The sequence below is a fragment of the Photorhabdus bodei genome (assembly GCF_003287735.1).
Classification (GTDB): Bacteria; Pseudomonadota; Gammaproteobacteria; order Enterobacterales; family Enterobacteriaceae; genus Photorhabdus; species Photorhabdus kayaii.
In genome coordinates this window covers 1-26,096 of sequence record NZ_NSCM01000048.1, presented here as the reverse complement: position 1 = coordinate 26,096, position 26,096 = coordinate 1, and the positions used below count along the sequence as shown (strand labels likewise).

The following is a 26,096-nucleotide window of genomic DNA, read 5'->3' as shown; positions in this document are numbered from 1 at the left end:
TTGCACTGGTCATAGGGGGGAGCGGCATGGGCTGCTCTCCTGACAGGTCTAACTCCGACAGGAGCCATTTCGTGAAAGACTTATTGAAGTTTCTGAAAGCGCAAACTAAGACCGAAGAGTTTGATGCGATCAAAATTGCTCTGGCCTCGCCAGATATGATCCGTTCGTGGTCATTTGGTGAAGTGAAAAAGCCGGAAACAATTAACTACCGTACGTTCAAACCAGAGCGTGACGGCCTTTTCTGTGCCCGTATTTTCGGACCGGTAAAAGACTATGAGTGCTTGTGTGGTAAATACAAGCGCCTGAAACACCGTGGTGTAATTTGTGAGAAGTGTGGTGTGGAAGTTACCCAAACTAAAGTTCGTCGTGAACGTATGGGTCACATTGAACTGGCTTCTCCAACGGCACACATTTGGTTCCTGAAATCATTGCCATCTCGCATCGGTTTGTTGCTGGATATGCCACTGCGTGATATTGAGCGTGTACTGTACTTCGAATCCTATGTGGTTGTAGAAGGCGGTATGACCAGCTTGGAACGCAGTCAGATCCTGACAGAAGAGCAATACTTGGATGCACTGGAAGAGTTTGGTGATGAATTCGATGCGAAGATGGGAGCGGAAGCTATCCAGTCTTTGCTGAAAAATCTCGATCTGGAAAATGAGTGTGAAACGTTGCGTGAAGAGTTAAACGAAACTAACTCTGAAACTAAACGTAAAAAGCTGACCAAACGTATTAAACTGTTGGAAGCCTTTATTCAGTCTGGTAACAAACCAGAATGGATGGTTCTGACGGTTCTGCCAGTTCTGCCACCGGATTTACGTCCATTGGTTCCATTGGATGGCGGCCGTTTTGCCACTTCGGATCTGAACGATCTCTATCGTCGTGTTATTAACCGTAACAACCGTTTGAAGCGCCTGTTGGATCTGGCTGCGCCAGATATCATTGTTCGCAACGAAAAACGTATGTTGCAGGAAGCGGTCGATGCTTTGCTGGATAACGGTCGTCGTGGTCGTGCCATTACTGGTTCTAACAAGCGTCCGCTGAAATCCTTGGCTGATATGATCAAGGGTAAACAAGGTCGTTTCCGTCAGAACCTGTTGGGTAAACGAGTTGACTATTCCGGTCGTTCCGTAATTACTGTAGGTCCTTACCTGCGTCTGCATCAGTGTGGTCTGCCTAAGAAGATGGCCCTGGAGCTGTTTAAGCCATTCATCTATGGCAAGCTGGAACTGCGTGGTTTGGCGACCACGATTAAAGCAGCCAAAAAGATGGTTGAGCGTGAAGAGGCGGTGGTATGGGATATCTTGGATGAAGTCATTCGTGAACACCCGGTTCTGCTGAACCGTGCACCGACACTTCACCGTTTGGGTATTCAGGCATTCGAACCGGTTCTGATCGAAGGTAAAGCGATTCAGTTGCACCCACTGGTGTGTGCGGCATATAACGCTGACTTCGACGGTGACCAGATGGCTGTTCACGTACCGCTGACACTGGAAGCCCAGCTGGAAGCGCGTGCGCTGATGATGTCTACTAACAACATCTTGTCTCCAGCGAGTGGTGAGCCAATCATCGTTCCATCTCAGGACGTTGTTCTGGGTCTGTACTACATGACCCGTGACTGTGTTAACGCTAAAGGCGAAGGCATGGTATTGACCGGGCCTAAAGAAGCAGAACGCGTATATCGCGCAGGTCTGGCTTCTCTGCATGCCCGCGTTAAAGTCCGTATCACTGAAGAAGTGAAAGACGGTGAAGGCAATATCACGACCAACACAGGTCTGGTTGATACGACTATTGGTCGTGCAATTCTGTGGATGATCGTACCAAGAGGTCTGCCTTACTCCCTGGTTAACCAACCACTGGGTAAGAAAGCTATCTCCAAAATGCTGAACACTTGTTACCGTGTGATGGGCTTGAAGCCAACGGTTATTTTTGCTGACCAGATCATGTATACCGGCTTTGCCTACGCTGCACGTTCAGGTGCATCTGTTGGGATCGATGACATGGTCATCCCAGAGAAAAAAGCAGGGATCATTGCAGAAGCAGAAGCGGAAGTTGCTGAAATTCAGGAACAGTTCCAGTCTGGTTTGGTAACAGCCGGTGAACGGTATAACAAAGTTATCGATATCTGGGCTGCGGCAAACGAGCGTGTTGCTAAGGCAATGATGGAAAACTTGTCTACCGAAACAGTCATTAACCGTGATGGTGAGGAAGAACAACAAGTTTCCTTCAACAGCATCTTTATGATGGCTGACTCTGGTGCGCGTGGTTCTGCCGCTCAGATCCGTCAGTTGGCGGGTATGCGTGGCTTGATGGCTAAGCCAGACGGTTCCATCATCGAAACCCCAATTACAGCGAACTTCCGTGAAGGTTTGAACGTACTCCAGTACTTCATTTCAACCCACGGTGCTCGTAAAGGTTTGGCGGATACCGCACTGAAAACGGCGAACTCTGGTTACCTGACTCGTCGTCTGGTTGACGTGGCGCAAGACTTGGTTGTTACAGAAGATGACTGTGGTACGCACGACGGTATTCTGATGACGCCGGTTATTGAAGGTGGTGATGTTAAAGAACCACTGCGCGAGCGTGTATTGGGTCGTGTGACGGCGGAAGATGTTCTAAAACCGGGTACGGCTGACATTCTGGTTCCACGTAACACCTTGCTGAATGAAAAATGGTGTGATCTGTTAGAAGAGAGCTCCGTTGACAGCATTAAAGTACGTTCTGTTGTAAGTTGTGAAACTGACTTCGGTGTTTGTGCTAACTGCTATGGTCGTGACCTTGCTCGCGGACACATCATCAATAAAGGTGAGGCGGTTGGTGTTATTGCGGCTCAGTCCATCGGTGAGCCGGGTACACAGTTGACGATGCGTACGTTCCACATCGGTGGCGCGGCGTCTCGTGCGGCAGCCGAATCCAGCATTCAGGTACGTAATAAAGGTAGCCTGAAACTGTTTAACGCTAAATCCGTGACGAACTCCGCAGGTAAACTGGTGATTACTTCCCGTAACACTGAACTGTGTTTGATCGACGAATTTGGTCGTACTAAAGAAAGCTATAAAGTGCCTTACGGTGCGGTACTGGGTAAAGGTGATGGCGAAACCGTTAATGGCGGTGAAACCGTTGCTAACTGGGACCCGCACACCATGCCAGTTGTCAGTGAAGTATCAGGTATCATCCGTTTCGCTGACATGGTAGATGGCCAGACCATTACCCGTCAGACTGACGAATTAACAGGTCTATCTTCACTGGTTGTTCTGGATAGTGCAGAGCGTACTGGTAGTGGTAAAGATCTGCGTCCGGCGCTGAAAATTGTTGACGCCAAGGGTAACGATGTATTGATCCCAGGTACTGATATGCCTGCTCAATATTTCCTGCCAGGCAAAGCAATTGTTCAGTTAGACGATGGCGTCAGCATCTCTGCGGGTGACACCTTGGCGCGTATTCCTCAGGAATCCGGCGGTACGAAAGATATTACCGGTGGTCTGCCGCGTGTTGCTGACTTGTTCGAAGCACGTCGTCCGAAAGAGCCAGCTATCCTGGCTGAAGTCAGCGGTATTGTCTCCTTTGGTAAAGAAACCAAGGGCAAACGCCGTCTGGTTATCTCCCCATTAGATGGTGGTGATGCTTACGAAGAGATGATCCCTAAATGGCGTCAGCTCAACGTGTTCGAAGGTGAAGTGGTTGAACGTGGTGACGTGATCTCTGATGGTCCAGAGTCTCCACACGACATCTTGCGCCTGCGTGGTGTTCATGCGGTTACCCGTTACATCACCAACGAAGTTCAGGAAGTTTACCGCCTGCAAGGGGTTAAGATTAACGATAAACACATTGAGGTTATCGTTCGTCAGATGCTGCGTAAAGCAACCATTGAAAGTACAGGTAGTTCCGAGTTCTTGGAAGGCGAACAGGTTGAATATGCCCGCGTTAAAGTGGCGAACCGTAAGCTGGAGCAAGAAGGTAAAGTGCCTGCAACTTATGGCCGTGACCTGTTGGGTATCACCAAAGCGTCTCTGGCGACTGAATCCTTCATCTCCGCGGCATCGTTCCAGGAAACGACCCGCGTGCTGACCGAGGCCGCGGTTGCGGGTAAACGTGATGAACTGCGTGGCTTGAAAGAAAACGTCATCGTCGGTCGTCTGATCCCTGCCGGTACCGGTTATGCTTACCATCAGGAGCGCATACGTCGTCGCCAATTGAATGAGCCTGCCGAGGCACCACAAGTGAGTGTCGATGAGGCTACCGCGAACTTGGCAGAACTGTTGAATGCCGGTTTTGGTGGCGATAAGAAGTAATTCTTAGAACACGCTAGCTAATTAAATGCCCTCCTTTTTGGAGGGCATTTCAACTTTTTGATAACGTGCCAATTTTTTACTTGGCGCTCTGTTTTAATCGAGTTTCGTTCACAAAATGGAACTTGTCGCCACGTTAAAAATCCTCTCCTCAAATTTTTCTTTCCGAAAAGAGTTCACTTGAAGACTTTGTTCCTCACAATCATCTGGTGTGTACAGTCAATGTTGGCACCCAGCTATACAATGTAGGAACAGATCCGCTGAGATTTCTTACTATATCCTTCCTATATTGCACTGTTAATTAAGTGTTTTTTAAATGAAATCGTACTTGTTCTACAGAGACTAGTGATAAGTTAAATTTAGGGTGAGGGATTGCAATTATAGCTAGTAGGCTATATGTTGGTTTTGTAGTTTACAAACTATGAGAAATGAACATGTGGAAAGTTATCACAACAGGAGTGTTTGATGCTTGGTATAACGAACAGAGTGAAGAGTTACAGGATGATATTCTGGCTATGCTGAAAATTTTGAGAGAGTACGGCCCGCAATTAGGCAGACCTTACGTTGATACGCTGCATGACTCTAAATTTCCCAATATGAAAGAGTTATGTATTCAGCATGCCGGAAATCCTGTACGGGCATTCTTCGCTTTTGATCCATGTCGGAATGCCATCGTCCTTTGCGCTGGCAATAAAACCGGACTGAATGAAAAACGGTTCTATAAGGACATGATCAAACTTGCTGATGCTGAGTTTAAGAAGCATCTTAAGAACTAACTAAACTAGAGAACTGAAATATGGCTACACTTGATGAATTGCTTGAAAAACGCAGCCCTGAAAGCCGCCGTAGGATTGCTAAAAAAGTTGATGAAATGAAACGGGAGATAGGGCTTTATCAGATCCGCGAGGCTCTCGATGTTTCACAAACTGAGCTGGCAACTGCACTTGGAGTCAAGCAACCGACTATTGCTAAAATAGAACAGCCTGGTAATAACCCTAAACTTTCAACATTGAAACGCTACGTTGCAGCGTTAGGTGGAGAGTTGAGCCTTGATGTTCAACTTCCTGATGGTAAACGTATCGTAGTCCATATTTGATATGGCGTTGCCTCAGTAAAAGCGGCAGAACTCGTGGTTTCTGCCCGCTAAGGTTCGTGTCAGACTTGTTAAGTATGAGCGCGACAGCCAATGAAGTGGGAATCTTCGTGTACAGTCGGGTGGGGAATAGTCACAGGATAGTTGATCGTACAGTGATTCAAGCAGCGTTCATGCTCATCGAAATATACACTGATGATTAAGTATTCCATGAATTTGGTACCGGCAAAATCACCTTAGCTATGTAAGGGATATTATTCGATATGCAGAAATAGCTCATCGTATTTAATTCAAGGGTCTGGTCAATATAATTATTTCATTTAAAGTCCCATCACATAGAATTTATGAAAGATTATTCTCTTTAAAGTACCTCTTTTTATCCGTATTCTTACATGATTGATGAAGACTTCAATTTAATTTTTCAGGATAAATAATCGCAGTTTTTTCTCCTGTTGGATCTTTAAATTATGATACAGGTCATAAAATACAATATTTCATGATTCATATACTTGGAAATGAATATAAACTAAAAATGAGAAGCCATTGTCGCCAATATAAAATAACGGGGCAAAATAATGGAGAATGGAGTAAACCTGAACTATGAAGATATAACGGAAGATAATTATATCCTAATAAATAATTTTTATAAGCGTGATATAGGGAGCTTAGGTTATTTTATTTGGAAAAATATGAAAGAAATGGAATATAATCTTTCTAGTGAGATAAAAGCATTTTTTTATAAAATAAACGATATATGCTTGTCAATTCTTATAACAAGAAAATGTGAATTCACTCTTAAACACAGACGCGTATCCATTAATATGCTTAGCGATTTTGGAATAGATGAAAGTGTAAAATCACCAACTTTGATAATAGAAAATGCCAAACAAACATATAGTAATGATGTAGATGCGACGGTTTGTTACTCAGATGAAAGAAAAATCAAATGTTATTCAAAGATTTTCGAAAAATACATCTGTAGCAGAGTGAACGTTTTTGATTTTACAGAAATAGTAGTAGAAGGATGTACTAAAATCGATGTAGACCTGAGAGATTTTAATGAAATAGATAATATTAATAAAATCAATTTTTTCGGCAGGGAAGTAAATAACAATTGGATTGCTTATGCAAAGCAGTGTCCTCGCTACAGCGATATTAAGTTGTTAACTGTTGGGAAAGAATTAGCGGTATTAGGTTTTGATGATACTACGGTGGAAATAATAGGTTTATCAAACACAGCTCCCGGTACAATTATATCTGTGATTGATTCTTGTCTTGCTATTAGGAAAAAATGCAGAATCATCTTATCAAATCCTATTTATTCTGAGCTACAAAGCGGACTGAATAAACATAGTATTATATACCCTATGGATTTCAAGATGCATCGCGACGGCAAGGGAGCGAATCCCCGGGAGCATAGATAACTATGTGACCGGGGTGAGTGAGTGCAGCCAACAAAGAGGCAACTTGAAAGATGACGGGTATAAATAAATTTAGCATGATGATTGCCTGGCATACCGAAGAAGATTTCAATTTGTGTCATGAAGATATATTTATCAGTAGAATCGACAAACGATAAGAGGAGTTTAAAATGGGATGTATTTTTTGCCACCCCGAATCTTCCTTTGAAAAAGATAAAATACTTTTACAAGGAGAATATTTCTATGCGTTCGTACCTAAAGGCCAGATAATTGAGGGCTATATAATAATTGCTACCAATAAATGTGAGACTGATTTAGGGGGATACCGGTGCTTTGCAGAAATATATGATGACGAAGCAATAAAAGAACTGAAACAGTTTAAAAATATAATAAATGATTTTTATCGTGAATATTACAATATAAGCAATCCTCTTTGCTATGAAAATGGACGAGCCGGTGGTTGTATCGTCATGGACCCAAATCAAAAGTACTGTTATCATGCACATTTATGTTGTTTCCCTACCGAGATTGATCTTCATAATAAGTTAAGAAATCAATTTAAAATACATACAATAGACTCATTGGATGAACTTAAGATGTTCGGTGAGGCTGGTCCCTATATCTATGTTGAAGATAGTGGTAATAAGTATATTTTTACGATAGGTGAATCAGATTTCATTGAGAGAGGAATGATAAGAACAGTATTGGCAAATAGTTTAAATGTACCTGAAAGATCTGAGTGGAGAGATAATGAAGGAATAAAGGAGATGGATGCGACTGCTAAAAAATTCAAATTATATCTTAGTAACCATATGGAGATTGGATAATGTTATATGCAGATGCAGCTTCTACCTCATGGCCAAAATCACAAGAAGTGAAGGACATGATAAATATGTATTTGGACACTCTTGGGGTAACTCCAGGTCGCTCTTTATCGCAACAATCTAAAAAGATTACGGAACTCGTTGAAGAGTGCCGACACGAATTCATCGAACAAACAAAATTAAATGGTCATGGGACAGTAATTTTTAACTCAGGAGCCACATATTCACTCAACGAATGTATAAAAGGTACGCTTAAACCGGGTGATAATGTCATTACTACCCATTTAGAACATAACTCAGTACTTAGACCGATAAACCATTTAAAAGATATTGGGGTAAGTAGTCAATTTATCGATGTGACAGATGGTGAAATTGATATATCGCATTTGGAATTTTTATTAAAGAATAAGAAAACTAAGTTATTAGTGGTTCATAGTTGCTCTAATACTATTGGTACATTTTGTAATATAGATGAGATAGGAAAATTGGCACATTTATACGGTGCGATGGTTTTAGTTGATGGTTCTCAATCTTTTGGTTCACAAACAATTGATTTATCGAAAGGTAATATTGATTACCTTGTTTTTAGCGGACACAAAAGTTTAGGCGGAGTATCAGGTATTGGCGGGTACTTTATTCTTGATAATGGATTTTCTCATAATGAATTAATCCAGGGAGGGACAGGTGTATTATCAAGATTAACTACACAACCAACTGGAATACCATACAAATATGAATCAGGAACACAAAACACTATTGGCATACTTTCATTGCTAGCGTCTATAAGGCGTTTAAAAAAAATTGGAATAGAGAATATTCAAAATCAATTACAAACTTTGCGTACAACTCTTATTGATGAGTTATCACAATTAAAAAAGGTTAAATTAATTTGTAAACATAAAGTCGGGTTACCAACAATTCTTTTTACAGTAGAAGGTTATCATCCCGGAGAAGTCTCTTATATACTAGAAAACAAATACAATATTATTACTCGTCCCGGGTTACAATGCGCGCCGTTAGCTCATAAAAAATTTGGAACTTATCCTGATGGCGCTGTTCGAGTTAGCCTTGATACGTCGCATACAAAGGAAGATATTTTGAGAATAAAATCTGCTTTAGTTAAAATCACTGAGGAAAATTATAAAGAAGATACTGATAATTAATGAGAATAGTTCAGGCAATTTGGGTGATTTAGCAATAAGCTGAGCTGCGAGTAAAATAGTTGTACCTTATTTTTTAATGTTAAAAAAAACAGGTTGCTGCTAAAAAGGTCTGGAGATTACTAGGAAAATTAATTTGATATTTATTTCAAAAGAATGAAAATATGTCATTAATCACTATTGGTAAATAATACAATAATAGGACTTAAGAAATATATGGGTTTATAAGGAAGTGATATAAATTTAATTAATAACAATAGCATATGAGAATATAGACGAATATACCTAACAAGAATGAGCGTTATCTAATCGATTTAATGAGTGGTAAATTGAATTATATACATATTGATAGAAACGGAGATTTTAACAATACAAACATAGACTGGAAAGATACTTTAATTTTATCTGGTTCTTTTAATCCACTTCATAAAGGCCATGAAGAATTAAAAGAAATCGCTACAGCGATGACTAAAAGAAAACCCTATTATGAACTGTCAATCAAGAATGCGGTAAAACTTACCATTTCAACCGATGAAATTTTCGAGAGGATAAGACAATTTAAGGGGAAAGGTGATATAGTTTTAAGTGACGCTAAAATTTTTACTGAAAAATCGCATATTTACCAGGGGGCAATTTTTGTCATTGGCGCTGATTTATGTCAAGAAATTAATAATCCTATTTATTATGGAGGTGAGGAAGGATTAAAAAAATCTCTTATGACAATTAAGAATAATGATTGTAGATTTCTGGTGGCTGGACGTTTTTTTAATAATAAATATCATACAATTGATGATTTGATGAATATTAGAAAGGAACATCAATTTCTATTTGAATCTATTCCAGAAAAGCTATTTCGCTTAGATATATCATCAACAGAAATAAGGTTAATGAACAAGGAATAGGAGATGGGACATGAGTAAAGAAAATAATAAAAAACTGCTGGATAGCAAAATCAATTTAAATTCAATATACTTAACCAAAGAAATTCAGAGAAGATTAAAGCAAGCTTCATTTATATTTAATCCTAGCCATAGAACTTTACATTGCCAGTTAAATAGCTCACAAATTAAATTATTTTCTGAAATATGTATGTTCTTGGAACAGGATGATAACTTAGATATTCTTTCCTCTTGCATACACGATTTATGGTGTGCAAAATATTTAGTCGATAATAAAACTGCTATGCAAGATTCAATAACAAAACTTGAAATTGAGTACAACTTACAAGTTAATTTTTTAAAACCTTATCAAGCATTCACTGAAAAAGAAAAGAAGTTTGAGAAAAGGTTAATAAAGAGTGATCTGAGTATTATATCGGAAGTAATAAAAGATACTTATTTATATGATGATAATATTGTGTCTGACAATTTTAATTATGAGAGCTTACTTTCTACGAATGATGCTATTTTTTCTGATTTAATGACAATATTAGGCCACAGTGACAGCGTAATAGAAGTTGCAGCAAAGAGAATCCATGCTAGCTGGTTTGATATAATGAAAGAATTTTATGCCCATGATGAAAGAGTTCAATTCCAAGAAAAGCCAAATATTGACAACTCAGATTTTATAAAAAACAGGGGTGGGATACGCATTGATTTAGCCGCTATTTATATAGTACTTATGGAAATAAAATATAATAACTTTTGCATGGGGATTTAAAATGATACATCTATTTCTATCACCTCATTTAGATGATGTGGCTTTAAGCGCAGGCGGTTTAATACATAAATTAGTTTCAGAAAATCAAAAGGTGGTTGTTTTAACATTTTTTACTGAATATGACGAAAATATTACATCTCATTATTCACACTCTGCACATAATGATAATATGTATACCCTATGGATTTCAAGATGCATCGCGGCGGCAAGGGAGCGAATCCCCGGGAGCATAGATAACTATGTGACCGGGGTGAGTGAGTGCAGCCAACAAAGAGGCAACTTGAAAGATGACGGGTATATTCATTTATAAAACTTTATTCAAAGCGAGTTAATGAGGATATTGCTTTTTGCAATAAATTATCAGCGATTCCAATACATGGTAAAATTTTAGATTGCATTTACAGAACCGATCAATACGGTGAACCTATGTATAAAAATTCCGCCATGATTTATAGTGGCCAGATACATAAATCAGATGATGCATCCGATATGGCTCAAGATCTCATCGACAAAACATTATTAAATTATCAACCTGATTATATTTATACCTTATGGATTTCAAGATGCATCGCGGCGGCAAGGGAGCGAATCCCCGGGAGCATAGATAACTATGTGACCGGGGTGAGTGAGTGCAGCCAACAAAGAGGCAACTTGAAAGATGACGGGTATATGCCCCTTTGGGAATAGGTCGACATGTAGATCACATCATAATAAATAATCTTGTAAATAATATAAAAGGCTCACATAAGTTAAAAATATTACTTTATGAAGATTTTCCTTATGTTTTAGGTGAATACCCTGTTATTAACCCCGATAGTTTGGAAAATGCTTTATTAAGAAATAATAAATTTGATAAACATGCTATATTGGTGGATATTGATTTGAAAGAAAAATTGCAAAACATCTTATTTTATGAATCTCAATTAGAACCTCTGTTTGATAATAAATCAAATATTTTAATTTCATTGGAGAAATATCATCTAACTATTAATGAAATAAAGGTGCAAGAGCGTTTTTGGTTAATTCAATAAAGGATTTGTAATGAAAAAAATATTCATAATATACCATGATCTTTTCTTGAATGGATATGGTGGAGTAGAAACGGTATGTTCAAATTTAATAGATTTGATTGGCCGTTCCAACATTGAAATTGATTTCATTTTCATATCTCTAAATAAGACAAATAGAATTGAAAATCGTGATTGGTTATCTAATGCTCAATGTATCTCCTTAGCGTCAAGCAATGACGAATCTCGCCAGGATATAGCATGTGAACTGTCCTTGATATTAGAAACATTTCACCCCGAGATTCTAATAAGTTTAGACACAACATCTTGTAATATTGCTCGACTTTCTTGTGAAAAGATTAATTTCCCGGTAAAAACTTATTCTTGGCTGCAGACTTCCATTAGAAATCCTACCCCACAGAAAATTAAAGATTTATGCTGTGCCGACGAGCACCTTGTTATCAGTTCTGGTTTAAGAGATCAAATGTTATCCTTTGGAATAAAAACAGAGAAGCTTCATCTTATTTTCAATCCTATCAAGAGGAATCCCTTTATAATTCCTCAACCAAAACACATAGTCAGATTCTTATATGTTGGAAGAATTCTTGCCTATAAGTCAAAAAATTTAACTGAACTACTTTTAGCTCTTTCACAATTGCATGGTCATTGGGAGTTACATATAGTAGGTTCTGGTGAAGATGAGGGTTATTTGAAAGAATTATCTTCACAACTCAATATAAATAACAATATTATTTGGCACGGTTGGCAAGATCAGCCTTGGGAATTTGTGATGGATAATATAAAAGAAATATCGGCTTTTATTTTAACATCAAAATATGAAGGGTTTGGTATGGTATTAGCGGAAGCAATATCTTATGGTATCTATTGTATAAGTTCAGATTGTCAATGTGGCCCGAGTGATATTATCAATGATTTTAATGGTGAACTTTATAAATCAGGTAGTATTCTTGAATTATCTAAAAAATTACAACTCATTATTGATGAATGTAAAATAAGGGATCATCAAGCAATAAAAAATTCTATTGCCTTTCTTTACGAAGATAATTTCCTGTTAAGAATCACTAAAGCTTTACCTGTATTAGCTCAGATCTAATGTACGACAGTTATTAGTTCAAAAACGCATTGCTATCTATCTCTAGTCAAATCGGAGGATTGGCAGCAGAATATGGCATCGTTTTTCCGCAACGCTCCGCTGCCTGAAGCACTTGAGGATGTAAATAATGGATTAACTGCCATTGCACGTAGGGTTTTGAAACAACTCTATGAAGACTGGCTGATACTGATTCAACAAACAGAGGAAATAGAAGAAACCCTTAAGTCGCATTCATCGCAAACGGCTCAGTGGCAGCAATGCGGTATTTTAATCTAGGGTGCCAGAGCCGCCATAAAATACATGTAATCGTTATAACTTGAATGGAACGGTGTTGTCTCCTGAAGAATACAGGCTCTTCTTCACAGTGGTTAACAACGCTTTTAGGCTCGTCGTCAAATAGGTGGAAAATGCCTCTTGTCCTACACTTCTGTCGTATATAGGTGCGGGTATAAATCGTCTCATCTCGTTGTGAAAGTGACCAGAAGCAACAATAATTTCAATCGAGTCGATTCTGGCTTGAAGCAATTCTTCAAAGTTATCAAGCTGATAATCTGATACTTTTCTTTTAATGAGTTCTATGTCTGGTGTTGTATTTTGCTGGCTTAACCATAATAAATCCCACATATCGCGGTATCGAATGTGAGATGTAGCAGCAGGGAATGCTATCAGCTTATCGGCCATGATTTCAGGCAGGGTTTCGACAGACACAAGGACATCAGCATATCCGTCGGGTAACACCGAATAATTTCTCGTCAATGAACGGGGGGTGTTTGTATACGCAGGAATATTGGCGATTTCTATTTTTATGCGCTGTTTTGGCAGGTCTTTACGTTCAGGCGCAGTAGTGACGGATATTTGCCATTTATCCACTTTTACTTCTGCATACTCCGGTTTGTTTCGTAGTTCATTTGGTTCCTTTACCGTGACCTCAAGCCCATATCGTACACCCAGGTATTTCTCGATACACTCTTTGATTCTACTCAAATCAGCCGAACAGAAACCACGGCCACCAGCAAAATCCAGATCTTCGCTAAATCGGTTAGAGCCGTAGCAGAGCCTTAGCGATGTACCACCCTGAAAGGTAATCTCCTTGAGTAAACCGTCCTTAGAAAGACAAAACAGGATGTCATAATGCAACAGTTCTTTTTCTACAACTGGCCTTAAGTTTGCCAGTCTGTCCTGTTCAATGACTTCATCGACAATGGCGTTAAAGTTAACTTGGTTAGACATAGTTGAGCTCCTCCAGTTGAACTAAATGCATATTCCTCCCCACTCTTTTTTGGTCACGCAGAGCAGTCTCTTTTTTTGCGATACGCAGGGGGCCACGGCTTTCTAACGTTGCCTTCAGAATTTCGCTAGGCTCTCTGCTGGTGTGGGTGACTTCAATGACTCCCCACGGTGTTTTAAACTCTCCAGCTCTGCCAGTAGACATGATTGTCAGGCGGTCGATTGGGATTTGTGAGATGAACCCATATTGAGATAAAGCTGACTCTAGGCTGATGTAATTATATTCGCCTCGTCGGATATTTTTGGCGATAGTCTCCAGGGGATAGCTTCCCATGCTGGCTCGCGTATAGACATAAACCCCTTTGGTAATGCGAAGTAACAGTCCGGCTTTGATGAGGCGATCAATAGATTTTTGCAATGTCCGAGAAGTCTCGTCAGCAAAGATGACTTCCAAATCCTGTAAAAGGAAAATGGCTCTTCCCATTTTGCTGAACTCATCTAATTTGTTAATTGCTGTGAGTCTATCCATTTTATTTTCTCTACTGTAAAACCCCTTTAAAGGGTGTTTTGTGTATAGATATTTATCATAACAATTATTTGTATACATAAAAACCCCATTTCCGGGGATGTGTGTAAAAAGGAGTTAAACCTGATGCCCTCCTCTTTGGAGAGCATTTGTTTTGCATTGAATAAATTAATGTCACTGACTATATGGTTTACCCCTTGTTTTTGACACTATTGATAAACGTTTCTCGTGCAGTTGCAGATCCAAGGCGTTCCGCTTCATCCAGCAATTTAAGTGCCTTATCGATATTGCCATTATTAATTTCTTTTTTAATGGCATCACTGAAATAACGCTCTGTATCATTCAGGACCGGTTTGACTTTTTGCGGAATAGGTGGTGTTACGGTGGTTTGTGTTGGCCCGACAATGATCGGTTCTTGTGCCGGACTTGAAAAAACTTGACCAATCGTGATGTTGCCGGCGTTTTGTTCTGATTTTACTTTTAACTTCAACGTGCCGGTTTGCGTATGGCGGGCAACGGGATCGGGAATCTCGGGAACGGCATTACCGACGCCTTGAGCGTAAGCTTTGGCGGGATCAATCATTTGTGTGGATTTCTGCAAATCGGTACGGGTGGTGTAGACCAGTATATAAATTTGTTGTTGCCCTAGTGCTGGTGTCAGTTTTAGCTTGCCTTCCAGCCGATCGGTGGACATGACACCCGGACGTTCATAGGGAAAATAACTGCTCGGGTAAAATGCTGCGGGGCGTAACCCTTGATCCAGTACTAAAACATTTGGTACGTAAACTTGTTTATCTTGTACTAAGCTACTCAGGGTAATATCCAGAGAGCCTTGGTTTGCCGGCAGCGCGAATGCCGCTATCGGCCCCTGAATATCTCCCTCATTAAGATGCTGTGACGTGGCATTGAGGATAATGGTCTGAGTATCACTGGTATTAATCGGTTGCCAGCTCAGTTTTTGCAATGCTGTTATCGAGAGGGAAGGGGCAACAATATCCTGTGTCGTGGTTGTTTGAGTTGTTGTAGTGATAGGTGTTGCATAGCTTATCAGAGGAGCTGCGCTACAGAGTAAAGCACTAAGACAAAATGAGAGCAGTTTGGTTTTCATCTCTTACCCTTGTTCGGTTGAAAAAAAAGAGACTGATACCCACGGTCAAGAGGCATATCAGTCCAAAAGGCGTTAACCATTACAAATAATCTGATTGATCTGAGGTCAAATCGTTATGGGTATATACCCGTCATCTTTCAAGTTGCCTCTTTGTTGGCTGCACTCACTCACCCCGGTCACATCGTTATCTATGCTCCCGGGGATTCGCTCCCTTGCCGTCGCGATGCATCTTGAAATCCATAGAGTATAACTGTATTACCACCAAGCTTCGAATTGGGCACCAAAGGTAAATTCATCATCGTCACCACGGCTGAATTTATGCGTTGCGGTATCACGGTAGGCCATTCCATCGATGTAACCGTCTTTTTTGTTCGCATTACCCCATTTTTCATCCCATTTTGCATAAGTGACGAACAGGCGAATGGCCGGACGCGACCAAATGCTGTCACCTGCCTGCCATTGTTGGGCTAGAGTGATTTTGTACTGATCATTGGTGTCATGAGTACGTTGGGATTTGACGTTATCATAGCCAATGTCCAGCAGAGTGCTCATCGTCGGTGTCCATTTGTACATTGGACGTACACCAACCGTATACCATGTGTTGCCATTGTTGTTGTCACGGTCAGTATCCTGATACATCGCTACGTACATGAGATCCCATTTTTCTGCGAGATTAATCGCGCCATGATTCAGAATACGTAGCATATAACCGTCATTGTTTACGCTGGCACCTTCAGAATGACCGCTATTGTGGGAGGTCATGGAATCTATAGCATATTGCACGACGAATTTATTGAAGCCTCCTAACATGCTCTGTGTATGCTCGGCGGTAAACATGAAACCATCTTTGGAAGCATGACGGTCAAGCTGGTAGTGGTCTCGTGCATTGGCACGCCCATAGTCAAAACCAAGTTCCAGATTACCGCCTGGGTTAACCTCCAAGCCGGATAGACGTATATCGTAGACATCATTGGAGGTGGGAATTTCTTTGCGCTGACCAGCAATCCAGCCATAAGAGCCACCAGATTCAGTGTTACGGGTGACGGCCAGAGAGAGCTTACTAAAGCCGAGATCAATATCTTGCAAGCCCGCCCCCGGACCAGAGATATCCCAGTAGTAGAAGTCAATCATATGCACGTCATGGCGCTGGTAGAAGCGTTTACCTGCCCACAATGTTGAACCGGGTAACCAGTCGATGACGTTCTTCGCTTGAACATTCACCTCACGGAACGCAGGGTCGGTGGATTCCCAATCATTTTTTTGCGCCACGGAATAAGCCACATTGGTATCGAAGTAGAAACTCTTATTGCCATCCTTCCATAGCTCTTGGCCTAGCTTAAGCTCAGCATAGGTTTCACATTCATTACCTAAACGGTATTTGCTTTGTGCGCCGGTGCTTTGGAAACACTGTTGCTCACCGCCGCTACCGGTCCAACCAATACCAGAACGGGCGTAGCCGTGGAATTCTACGGCTGACGCTTGAATAGACAGTAATCCGGCCATAATGGTTAGTGAGATAGGTAATATACGCATTGATTTCATCAATTATTCTCCTGTCGTTTTTTGATTAGCTCAGGCTTAAACACCGGGTTCTTCATGCAGACGTTGGCATGCCGTTCCGTCTTCCCGGAATAAATGGCAGCGGTGAGGGGGTAGCCCGATGGTGAAGGTGGACCCTTCTTCCACCAGCACAACATCAGGTTGGCGGTAAACCAGATTTTGATGAATGGCCGGGATTTCAATGTGAACCTGGGTTTCATTGCCTAACTGCTCGACAACCTGCACTATGCCTTCCAACGTGACATCAGCGATATCACTTGGCAGGAGGTGTTCAGGACGTATCCCTAGAGAGACATTACTGCCTACTTTTACCCCCTTGCTTTCTACGGGCAGCCAGATTTGCTGTTGGTTGGGCAGAGTAATCTGTACCTGATCAATAGCGGTAGCCGTGACTTTAACTGGCAGGAAATTCATTTTGGGTGAACCAATAAAGCTGGCAACAAAGCGATTAACTGGGTAATGGTAAAGTTCAAGAGGTTTGCCAATCTGGGCAACATCTCCACCATCCAGCACCACGATTCTGTCGGCCAGCGTCATCGCTTCAACCTGATCGTGGGTGACATAAATCATCGTACGTTGCAATCGTTTGTGCAGGCGTGAGATTTCAATGCGCATTTGGACCCGCAGCGCGGCATCCAGGTTGGAAAGAGGTTCGTCTAACAGAAAAACACTGGGTTCAGCGACCAGAGTACGGCCAATAGCAACGCGTTGACGTTGCCCACCGGATAGGGCTTTAGGGCGGCGATCAAGCAGGTGAGCGAGTTGGAGCATCTCGGCAATTTGCTTTACCCGTTGCTGAATATCACTTTTTTTGGCACCAGCCAGCTTCATGCCGAATGACATATTGTCTGCAACAGACAGGTGGGGATACAGGGCATAAGACTGAAAAACCATCCCAACGCCGCGTTTGGCGGGAGGCACATCGTTCATTCGAATGTTATTGATCAGCAAATCACCGGAAGTCACATCTTCCAGACCCGCAATCATCCTTAATATTGTCGATTTTCCACATCCCGATGGACCGACAAAAACGATGAATTCGCCTTCTTGTATCTCAAGGTTGATGTTCTTGGAAATAATAGTTTCACCATAAGCCTTCGATACATTATGTAATGTGACGCTCGACATGTGTTCCCCCGGACTTATCACCGCAATTCGCGGTGAAAAATGATAAACCAGAGTGTGTTTAAGATGGCGGGTGAGTAAATCCTCCATACCCAAGTTTTTTATGGGGGAGGAGCTAGGAGGATGAAATAAGCGTTGTTGAGCTGGTTAGGTATGAGCTACTGGATAAATTGTGATATTTATCGCAAAAAAAGATGCCCCTTTTTGTGGTCAACGGCACGCTTCTTCTGTTTTTGTAATAGAGATCACACCCATTCCGGGCAGGGAGTAGAGTAGGGGAGGATGAGTCTTTCCATTGTTAATTGCACACTAGATCAGCACTCTCCGCCAATGTAACAAAACAGTTCACTCTGAACCTACTTAAACTATAAGGACGGAATGATGATAAAAACAACCTTAAAAGTAGGCGCCCGTACCTTAGCGCTTTCTGCTTTAGCCTCACTGGTACTTTCTGCCTCTGCTTTTGCAAAAATTGAGGAAGGTAAGCTAGTTATCTGGATCAACGGTGATAAAGGCTACAATGGCCTGGCACAAGTTGGTGAGAAGTTTGAGAAAGACACGGGTGTCAATGTTACGGTTGAGCATCCAGACAAGCTTGCAGAGAAGTATTCACAGGTTGCGGCAACCGGCGATGGGCCGGATATTATTTTCTGGGCTCATGATCGCTTTGGCGGTTACGCACAGTCTGGTCTGGTGACAGAAATCACGCCGGATCAGAGCTTCAAAGATAAGCTATTCCCGTTTACCTGGGATGCCGTGCGCTACGACGGTAAACTGGTTGGTTATCCTATCGCGGTTGAAGCCCTCTCTCTTATCTACAATAAAGATTTGGTGAAGACACCACCAAAAACCTGGGAAGAGATCCCGGCTCTGGATAAGGAACTGAAGAGCAAAGGCAAAAGTGCCATTATGTTTAATCTGCAAGAGCCATATTTCTCTTGGCCGTTGATTGCTGCGGACGGAGGATATGCTTTCAAGATGGAAAACGGCGCATATGATGTGAAGAACGTCGGAGTGAATAATGCGGGTTCCAAAGCAGGGCTGCGTTTCATTATAGATTTGGTGAGAAATAAGCATCTAAATGTAGATACTGACTATTCCATTGCTGAGGCGGCGTTCAACAAAGGTGAAACGGCGATGACCATCAACGGTCCGTGGGCGTGGGCCAATATCGACAAGAGCAAGGTAAATTACGGTGTGGCGTTGTTGCCGACTTTTAAAGGTCATCCGTCCAAGCCGTTTGTCGGTGTATTGACGGCAGGTATCAATACTGCCAGCCCGAATAAAGAGCTAGCGAAGGAGTTCTTGGAAAACTACTTGCTGACTAACGAAGGTCTGGAGATGGTGAATCGGGATAAGCCGTTGGGGGCAGTGTCATTGAAATCCTATCACGATATTCTGGCTAAGGACCCACGTATTGCTGCTACGATGGAAAATGCTAAAAACGGCGAAATCATGCCAAACGTCTCACAAATGAGTGGTTTTTGGTATGCCATGCGCAACGCTGTGGTTAATGCGTTGGCTGGCCGTCAGACCGTTGATGCCGCACTAAGTGATGCGGAAACCCGTATAACTAAGTAACCTGTGAGAACTCTTTTTTGAAGGAGTTCTCTTTCCTGCAACCAGTAAGGATGCCTGTTTGCAGGAAGATTGATTAAGCTATCCGCAAAGCTGTTATGTCGTAGTAAAAAGGAAGAGCATTATGTCAGCGACGCTCGAAAAAACATCATGGTGGCAGCATTCTGCTCTGAAATGGTTTGCAGTGAGCTTGTGTGTACTCTTTACCGGTTATCTGGTGGTATTGATGTACTCACAGGGAGAGTATCTATTCGCAATGCTGACGTTGGTATTGTTAAGTACAGGGATTTATGTTTTTTCCAACCGCAATACTTATGCCTGGCGCTATACCTATCCGGGTGTAGCAGGAATGGGATTGTTTGTACTGTTTCCGCTCATTTGCACCATTGCTATCGCCTTCACCAACTATAGTAGTATTAATCAACTGACTTTTGAACGCGCACAATCTGTCCTGATGAGTCGTCAGTATCAGTCAGGGCAAGCATTGACTTTTAAGCTCTATCCAAAATCGGAGCTGTGGGTTTTGGCGCTGAGCGTACCGGACCAGACTAAACAACTGGTATCAGAGCCATTTTCTTTGTCAGCGACGAAAGAGACGATTCTGCATTTATATGAACAGGATAATATTCAGCACGGTGAAGCGGCGACATTGCGCACTATCACCCAAAATCGACAGGCACTGAACCGGTTGGTTGCTGTTTTACCGGATGGTAGCCAACTGAAAATGAGTTCGCTACGTCAATTCTCTGGTGTACATCCTAAATACTCTCTTGGGGAAGATGGTAAAGCCCTCACCGATAATCAAACTGGCACGCTATATCGCCCCAATACCGATACCGGTTTCTATCAGTCTGTCAATGCTGAGGGAAAATGGGGAAATGAGACTTTGACGCCAGGATTTACTGTTGCCATCGGCTGGAAAAATTTCCTGCGGGTGATACAGGATGAAGGTATTCAGAAACCATTCCTCGCTATTTTCGTTTGGACGGTTGTGTTTTCCCTGCTCACCGTGGTGCTGACAGTTGCTGTTGGCATGGTTTTGGCTTGTATCGTACAGTGGGAGGCGTTGAAAGGTCGTGCTATTTATCGCGTGTTGTTGGTCTTACCCTATGCAGTACCATCGTTTATTTCTATTTTGATTTTCAAGGGGTTATTTAACCAAAGTTTTGGTGAGATCAATCTGTTGCTTAACGGTCTATTCGGTCTTAAACCTGCTTGGTTTACCGATCCGACGATGGCGCGAACCATGTTGATTGTGGTGAATACCTGGCTTGGGTATCCCTACATGATGATCCTCTGCATGGGGTTATTGAAGGCAATACCCGATGATCTGTATGAAGCATCGGCAATGGATGGCGCAGGACCGTTTCAGAACTTTTTTAAGATTACCTTCCCCTTGCTGATTAAGCCATTAACGCCGCTGATGATTGCCAGTTTTGCCTTTAACTTTAACAACTTTGTGCTGATTCAGTTGTTAACCCTTGGTGGGCCAGATCGCATTGGCACCACGACGCCGGCAGGCTATACCGATTTACTGGTAAGTTACACCTACCGTATTGCTTTCGACGGCAGTAGTGGCCAGGACTTTGGCTTGGCAGCGGCAATTGCTACAGTGATCTTTTTGTTGGTTGGTGCACTGGCGGTTATTAACCTGAAAGCCACCCGTATTAAATTTGACTAAGGGGAATGCAATGGCGATGGTTCAACCCAAATCACAGAAATGGCGTTTGTTGGCGACACATTTATTGATGTTAACCTTTATTGCCATGATCTTATTCCCACTGTTGATGGTTATTACTATCTCCTTGCGGCCGGGGAACTTTGCCACGGGGAGTTTGATCCCGGAAAGCATCTCTTGGGAGCATTGGAAATTGGCACTTGGTTACAGTGTGGTGTCACCGGATGGTCGTGTTACACCGCCACCTTTCCCGGTTATGCTATGGCTCTGGAACTCTGTTAAGGTTGCCTTTATTACCGCTGTAGGTATCGTGACATTATCAACGACCTGTGCTTATGCTTTTGCCCGTATGCGTTTTCGCGGTAAAAGTACCTTACTGAAAGGCATGCTCATTTTTCAGATGTTCCCGGCGGTACTTTCCTTGGTGGCGCTATATGCCTTGTTTGATCGACTGGGGGAGTATATACCGTTTATCGGCCTTAATACCCACGGTGGTGTGATTTTTGCCTACCTGGGGGGCATTGCGTTGCATGTCTGGACGATTAAAGGTTATTTCGAAACCATTGATGGTTCCTTGGAAGAGGCGGCCGCGCTTGATGGCGCGACACCGTGGCAAGCTTTCCGTATGGTGCTGCTACCGCTTTCCGTGCCGATTCTGGCGGTAGTGTTCATTCTTTCCTTCATCGGTGTGATTACGGAAGTGCCTGTTGCCTCACTGCTTCTGAGAGATGTGAACAATTACACTTTGGCGGTGGGCATGCAGCAGTACCTTAACCCACAGAACTATCTTTGGGGAGATTTTGCCGCCGCCGCTGTGCTCTCAGCACTCCCTATTACCATCGTATTCCTGGTTGCTCAGCGCTGGTTGGTCAGTGGTTTGACCGCCGGGGGAGTAAAAGGCTAATCGCAATATTCATTGGTGTGAATCCCTTTAATAGATTGAAATTAAAGGGATTCACGGAAGTATCAATTATTGCTGGTGGTGAACTTGACGATTTAATTGCCATGACAGGAGATCGGTAAATACCTGCCAACGTTGGAACTGTTTGGTTTGGTCTGCTGTCATTGGCTGGGGTTCACCGAGTAATAATCCTGTTTGATTTGCCCACGGTCGAAATTCACCTTTGCCTATCATGATATAAGCTCCTTGCGGTGTAATAGTGACTTCCGGGTTATATCCTTGACACCAGATAGGGTCCAGATGTTCAGCCAATAAATTACAGCCGGTACGGTAGTAAGCTGTATGTGACAAGCTCAAATGGTAGAGCGTTGGCCAAATGTCTTTATGACTGCCGACTCTGGTAGCATCAAAGATTGCGTTTTGGCGATAAGCGGGCGGCACGTAGAGATAAAACGGTACACCGTGGCCGATTGCCAATTCATGAGCATCTGGATAACTGATGCCTCGAATATTATGGTCACCGGTTGCCGCAATAATGGTATGGGAAGCCAATGACTGAGATTTTACCCAACTAATAAATTGTCCTAATTGATCGTTGGCGTAACGCAGGGTATGAAAAACCTCTTGTAACTCATTACCACTAGCCAAATGACTTAAACGTTGTTTCTCGATATCACTCAGCTTGATGTCGGTTTTCTGATAACCTGCCGGCGATTTATACGGTGGGTGATGGGTAGTGGACAATGACATAATCAGAACATGTTCCCCGTTCTTTTCTGCCTGAATCAGGCGATCTTTAATATAACGGAACATGAACTCATCAGGCACACCCCAAGTACCAAATTGGGCTTCTGGATAGCGTTTTTTCAGCCCATTCTGATCGATAAATTCACTAACGCCCAAGTTTGGCAAGAACTGATTCAAATTACGCCATGCTCCGTTACCGGATGTGACGAAGATGATTTTGTAACCATTCGCCAGATAGGGTTTGAACATATTGCTGGTGAAATCGAGATCCTGCGCTGTGGATTGACTGACTGCGCTGTTTGGGCTGCGGATCAAGAAACGGCTTAAACTGTCAATAGTGCCATCTCCTTCGGAAACGAAACGTTCAAAACGCCAGTCGTTTTGCCAGTGCTGGCGTAGAGCGCCAAAAACATCAAGGTCTGGGCGATCCAAGCTTTGTAGGTGATAACCCATACTCTCCATGACGTTAAATATTACGTGAGGCGGATTTTTTTGAGCAGTGGGATTATCGGCGGTTTTAGCCATAAACGGTGACAGATTGGCAGGGGTTGGCTTCTCCAGAAAATGGTTTAATAACCAGCTACCTTGTGCATCTGTTGCTTCTGGGAAGTAGCTGTTTTTGTAATGATCATTAAACGCCCAATTCAGTGCCATTGGACCATTAGGTGTCAGCATATTAAGCATTTTGACTTCTGAAACTTGTGTATTGGACTGACGTAGTGGAAAGGTACCTATGGAGCCACGCATGCCAACGAAACAGACAGTTAAAATAACCAGCGTCGCGATAGCAGAAACCGGCAGACTGGTTTTGCGCTCTGTGCGTGAGATAAGGTAGCGTTGCCAGAGTAGACAGAGCCAGAAAACAGTCACTGCATACAGAGCTAAACAGAGCAAACTTTCGATAACAGGATAGTCGTTCCATAGGGTGTACAGTACGGCTTGCGTATCATCTTCCACTAAGCCGAAGATGAAAATATCGAACGACCGTTCATAAGTGGCATAGTAGTAAACATTACTTACCGTCAAAGCCCCGACTACGGTATTGAGTGTTGTTGCCAACCATGGATAGGCATGTTGCCATATGTTGAAGCTGTTTTTATTAATGGCAAATAAGCTAGCAATCAGCAGACAAGGCACAAACAGCAAACTGGCAATACGAATATCAAACAATCCACCGATCCAGAACATTCGTTCCACGTCTTGAGTAGAGTCAATGAAGAGCTGATAACTGCCATAAGTTAAGAGAAGATAGATTCTTCCCGCCGTTTGTGTTGCTACCGTTAGCAACCAGGGAAGTAAAAGTGCGATAAAAGCCAGTTTAAATCTGGAAAACCACATAATGCCTTCTTATTGGTAATAGATTGATAAGGTTAATTTAGTATTTATCAGGTCAAGATCCTATCTCATTCAGCAATTTACTGCCTATCCCATTAGGTTATTTTATTTGCTATTTTTTGCAGTAGAGTAGTTATTGGTCAGATAGAGGTTGAAAGATGGTTCAGACTACAAACCATCTTTACCTCTAAAAGGCACTCCAACCGACATAAGGCGGGAAAGGAGTGTCGATGAGGCGTCAGCTTAGCTGATTTTGAATACACTTTACATATATGCAAAGGAGTATCGTAATGAGTGACTGTTCAAATACTATCAGGCTGGTTATGCCACAGTGGCAGGGGGGAAATAACCCGGCATACAAATTTGGTGCGGAAATGCTGAACTGGCTTGCACCGGAAACGGATGCACCTGTTATTCATGTACCCATTCAGGAACCAGCCGCTCCCCTCTCTGTGGAAAATGGCATCATCGGCAGGGAAGCACTTAAAGTTCAGCTTAACAGCGTCTGGGAAATTATTCATGAATATAAGCCAGATAATATCGTCACGTTTGGTGGTGACTGTCTTGTCGATCTCGCCCCTTTTGCCTGGCTGAGTGAGCGCTGGGGGGAGAAGCTAGGGATACTGTGGATTGATTCGCATCCTGATGTTATGACTCCTGCTCAATTTCAGAATGCTCACGCTCATGTTCTTGGCGCACTGATGGGCAATGGCGATCCCGATCTGACAACCACCGTGGCTTGCCCAGTATCTTCCCGAAGAGTCATGATCGCAGGAATACACAGCCCGCTGGAATATGAGAAAAAGTTCATTGCTGATAACGCAATCAGAACCTGTTCTCCGGATGATGTCAGAGCGGGAGGCGAGTCGGTGATGAAATGGATTGAAGAAGAAAAAATCGAATGTCTGGCAATTCACATTGATTTGGATGTACTGGATGAACATAACTTCCGTTCCATATTGTTTGCTCGTCCGGGTGCCGGTGAGCATGATTTTGGTGGTATCGCTAAAGGTAAACTTAACATTCCCGATGTGCTGGCTCTTATCCAAAAGGCAGCCTCTCGGGCTAAAGTTGTTGGGCTTGGGATTGCAGAACACCTTCCTTGGGATGCTATGAATCTTAAAGATATGCTTGAACAGCTTCCTTTAATAGGGCGTTCAGATTAGTTGAAATATCGAGTTGTTTTGTGATGACGCAGGGAAGGATTCTCACGTCCGGTTGCAAATAAAGGTAAAAACCCCAGCTTAATCTGGGGTCAATATTGGCGGTCTTATACGAAAGGTCATCGAAGTGAATATTGACCTTAACCCCAAAATCGGCGCGGACTGGTGCTTTAAAGGGGCAGCAAAATGTGGCAGTGACTTAAATATGTGAAAGAGTTCATGAAGGCGTTTTCGTTATAACAACGGCCTGGAATGAAAAAATGCGTGTACTGCCATTGATGAAAGCTTATTTATCACCAGCTCCAATATACCGGATTAATATCTCGATGCTTTTGGGGTTTTATATTTCCTCCGTATCAGGTGAAAATTCACAGTGATTTTTATTCACTCCATACATGGATGGCGATTAATTAGCTATTTTATGTGATATTTATCACATTTTTTTATGTTCATATGATAAATATCGTGATCTTATGGTCATAAAATTTAGAGAGCGAAATTCTCTGTTATTTGTCTCCACTCCATCCTACTCAGCTGGAAGCGGTCTGTTGTTCTCTCTAACGCCACGTATTAAATGATGG

The 26,096-nt window shown here is 42.3% G+C and carries 24 protein-coding genes; 17 read left to right on the top strand and 7 right to left on the bottom strand.

From position 1 onward, the window contains the following. Positions 1–71: 71 nt before the first annotated feature. The 4 genes from rpoC to CKY02_RS19355 all read left to right on the top strand — a co-directional run bounded on the left by rpoC (position 72) and on the right by CKY02_RS19355 (position 6,806). A complete protein-coding gene (gene rpoC / locus CKY02_RS19370; protein ID WP_112896556.1) occupies positions 72–4,292 on the top strand; it encodes a DNA-directed RNA polymerase subunit beta' in 4,221 nt (1,406 codons plus the stop codon). A 431-nt stretch (positions 4,293–4,723) separates the two neighbouring features. Beyond that, positions 4,724–5,065 (top strand): type II toxin-antitoxin system RelE/ParE family toxin, encoded by a 342-nt coding sequence (locus tag CKY02_RS19365; RefSeq protein WP_112896555.1) that lies wholly within the window; start codon positions 4,724–4,726, stop codon positions 5,063–5,065. A gap of 20 nt (positions 5,066–5,085) precedes the next feature. After that, positions 5,086–5,385, top strand: a complete 300-nt coding sequence (locus CKY02_RS19360) for a helix-turn-helix domain-containing protein (protein WP_023043883.1) — start codon at positions 5,086–5,088, stop codon at positions 5,383–5,385. 572 nt (positions 5,386–5,957) lie between these two features. After that, positions 5,958–6,806 carry a hypothetical protein gene (locus tag CKY02_RS19355; protein WP_112896554.1) on the top strand — a complete coding sequence of 283 codons (849 nt, stop codon included), beginning with the start codon at positions 5,958–5,960 and terminating at the stop codon, positions 6,804–6,806. On the opposite strand, the gene CKY02_RS26430 is transcribed toward CKY02_RS19355, so the two are convergent. Beyond that, a complete protein-coding gene (locus CKY02_RS26430) occupies positions 6,757–6,882 on the bottom strand; it encodes a hypothetical protein (protein ID WP_275658230.1) in 126 nt (41 codons plus the stop codon). The genes CKY02_RS19355 and CKY02_RS26430 overlap by 50 nt on opposite strands. A gap of 91 nt (positions 6,883–6,973) precedes the next feature. On the opposite strand from CKY02_RS26430, the gene CKY02_RS19350 reads away from it, so the two are divergent. The 9 genes from CKY02_RS19350 (at position 6,974) to CKY02_RS19310 (ending at position 12,843) form a co-directional block, all read left to right on the top strand. Then, positions 6,974–7,630, top strand: a complete 657-nt coding sequence (locus CKY02_RS19350; protein ID WP_112896553.1) for a hypothetical protein — start codon at positions 6,974–6,976, stop codon at positions 7,628–7,630. Next, positions 7,630–8,790: an aminotransferase class V-fold PLP-dependent enzyme gene (locus CKY02_RS19345; RefSeq protein WP_112896552.1), complete on the top strand. Its 1,161-nt coding sequence runs from the start codon at positions 7,630–7,632 to the stop codon at positions 8,788–8,790. Before CKY02_RS19350 ends, CKY02_RS19345 begins: the two co-directional genes overlap by 1 nt. 326 nt (positions 8,791–9,116) lie before the next feature. Next, positions 9,117–9,689, top strand: a complete 573-nt coding sequence (locus tag CKY02_RS19340) for a nucleotidyl transferase family protein (RefSeq protein WP_240002096.1) — start codon at positions 9,117–9,119, stop codon at positions 9,687–9,689. A 10-nt stretch (positions 9,690–9,699) separates the two neighbouring features. Then, the gene (locus CKY02_RS19335; protein WP_112896550.1) at positions 9,700–10,446 is read left to right on the top strand and encodes a hypothetical protein; all 747 of its coding nucleotides are present in this window, start codon (positions 9,700–9,702) and stop codon (positions 10,444–10,446) included. A 1-nt stretch (position 10,447) separates the two neighbouring features. Beyond that, positions 10,448–10,756, top strand: coding sequence for a PIG-L family deacetylase (locus tag CKY02_RS25915; protein WP_240002095.1), 309 nt, complete (start codon positions 10,448–10,450; stop codon positions 10,754–10,756). Between the two features lie 116 nt (positions 10,757–10,872). Continuing rightward, entirely contained in the window at positions 10,873–11,133 is a 261-nt protein-coding gene (locus CKY02_RS25910; protein ID WP_240002094.1) for a hypothetical protein, read from the top strand. Beyond that, positions 11,124–11,477 carry a hypothetical protein gene (locus CKY02_RS19320; protein ID WP_240002093.1) on the top strand — a complete coding sequence of 118 codons (354 nt, stop codon included), beginning with the start codon at positions 11,124–11,126 and terminating at the stop codon, positions 11,475–11,477. Before CKY02_RS25910 ends, CKY02_RS19320 begins: the two co-directional genes overlap by 10 nt. A 10-nt stretch (positions 11,478–11,487) precedes the next feature. Further along, positions 11,488–12,567: a lipopolysaccharide 1,6-galactosyltransferase gene (gene waaB, locus CKY02_RS19315; RefSeq protein ID WP_112896549.1), complete on the top strand. Its 1,080-nt coding sequence runs from the start codon at positions 11,488–11,490 to the stop codon at positions 12,565–12,567. Positions 12,568–12,639: 72 nt separating this feature from the next. Next, the gene (locus tag CKY02_RS19310) at positions 12,640–12,843 is read left to right on the top strand and encodes a hypothetical protein (RefSeq protein WP_112896548.1); all 204 of its coding nucleotides are present in this window, start codon (positions 12,640–12,642) and stop codon (positions 12,841–12,843) included. 33 nt (positions 12,844–12,876) lie between these two features. Here the strand turns inward: CKY02_RS19310 and CKY02_RS19305 are convergent, their stop codons facing one another. The 5 genes from CKY02_RS19305 to malK form a co-directional block, all read right to left on the bottom strand. Next, positions 12,877–13,797 (bottom strand): nucleotidyl transferase AbiEii/AbiGii toxin family protein, encoded by a 921-nt coding sequence (locus CKY02_RS19305; RefSeq protein ID WP_112896547.1) that lies wholly within the window; start codon positions 13,795–13,797, stop codon positions 12,877–12,879. After that, on the bottom strand, positions 13,790–14,323 hold the full coding sequence (gene abiEi / locus CKY02_RS19300; protein WP_112896560.1) for a type IV toxin-antitoxin system AbiEi family antitoxin: 534 nt from the start codon (positions 14,321–14,323) through the stop codon (positions 13,790–13,792). Before abiEi ends, CKY02_RS19305 begins: the two co-directional genes overlap by 8 nt. 187 nt (positions 14,324–14,510) lie before the next feature. Then, positions 14,511–15,428 carry a maltose operon protein MalM gene (gene malM / locus CKY02_RS19295; protein ID WP_112896546.1) on the bottom strand — a complete coding sequence of 306 codons (918 nt, stop codon included), beginning with the start codon at positions 15,426–15,428 and terminating at the stop codon, positions 14,511–14,513. Positions 15,429–15,683: 255 nt separating this feature from the next. Next, on the bottom strand, positions 15,684–16,970 hold the full coding sequence (locus CKY02_RS19290; protein ID WP_112896545.1) for a maltoporin: 1,287 nt from the start codon (positions 16,968–16,970) through the stop codon (positions 15,684–15,686). Positions 16,971–17,006: 36 nt separating this feature from the next. Beyond that, entirely contained in the window at positions 17,007–18,116 is a 1,110-nt protein-coding gene (gene malK, locus CKY02_RS19285) for a maltose/maltodextrin ABC transporter ATP-binding protein MalK (protein ID WP_112879315.1), read from the bottom strand. 378 nt (positions 18,117–18,494) lie between these two features. Between malK and malE the strand changes: the two genes are divergently transcribed. The 3 genes from malE to malG all read left to right on the top strand — a co-directional run bounded on the left by malE (position 18,495) and on the right by malG (position 22,273). Continuing rightward, positions 18,495–19,694: a maltose/maltodextrin ABC transporter substrate-binding protein MalE gene (gene malE, locus CKY02_RS19280; protein WP_112896544.1), complete on the top strand. Its 1,200-nt coding sequence runs from the start codon at positions 18,495–18,497 to the stop codon at positions 19,692–19,694. A gap of 121 nt (positions 19,695–19,815) precedes the next feature. Beyond that, entirely contained in the window at positions 19,816–21,372 is a 1,557-nt protein-coding gene (gene malF, locus CKY02_RS19275; protein ID WP_112896543.1) for a maltose ABC transporter permease MalF, read from the top strand. Positions 21,373–21,382: 10 nt separating this feature from the next. Next, the gene (malG, locus tag CKY02_RS19270) at positions 21,383–22,273 is read left to right on the top strand and encodes a maltose ABC transporter permease MalG (protein WP_112896542.1); all 891 of its coding nucleotides are present in this window, start codon (positions 21,383–21,385) and stop codon (positions 22,271–22,273) included. Positions 22,274–22,339: 66 nt separating this feature from the next. On the opposite strand, the gene CKY02_RS19265 is transcribed toward malG, so the two are convergent. Beyond that, complete coding sequence (locus tag CKY02_RS19265; protein WP_112896541.1) at positions 22,340–24,355, bottom strand: LTA synthase family protein; 2,016 nt, start codon at positions 24,353–24,355, stop codon at positions 22,340–22,342. A gap of 287 nt (positions 24,356–24,642) precedes the next feature. Between CKY02_RS19265 and CKY02_RS19260 the strand changes: the two genes are divergently transcribed. Beyond that, on the top strand, positions 24,643–25,518 hold the full coding sequence (locus CKY02_RS19260) for an arginase family protein (protein WP_112896540.1): 876 nt from the start codon (positions 24,643–24,645) through the stop codon (positions 25,516–25,518). The last annotated feature ends 578 nt before the right edge of the window (positions 25,519–26,096 follow it).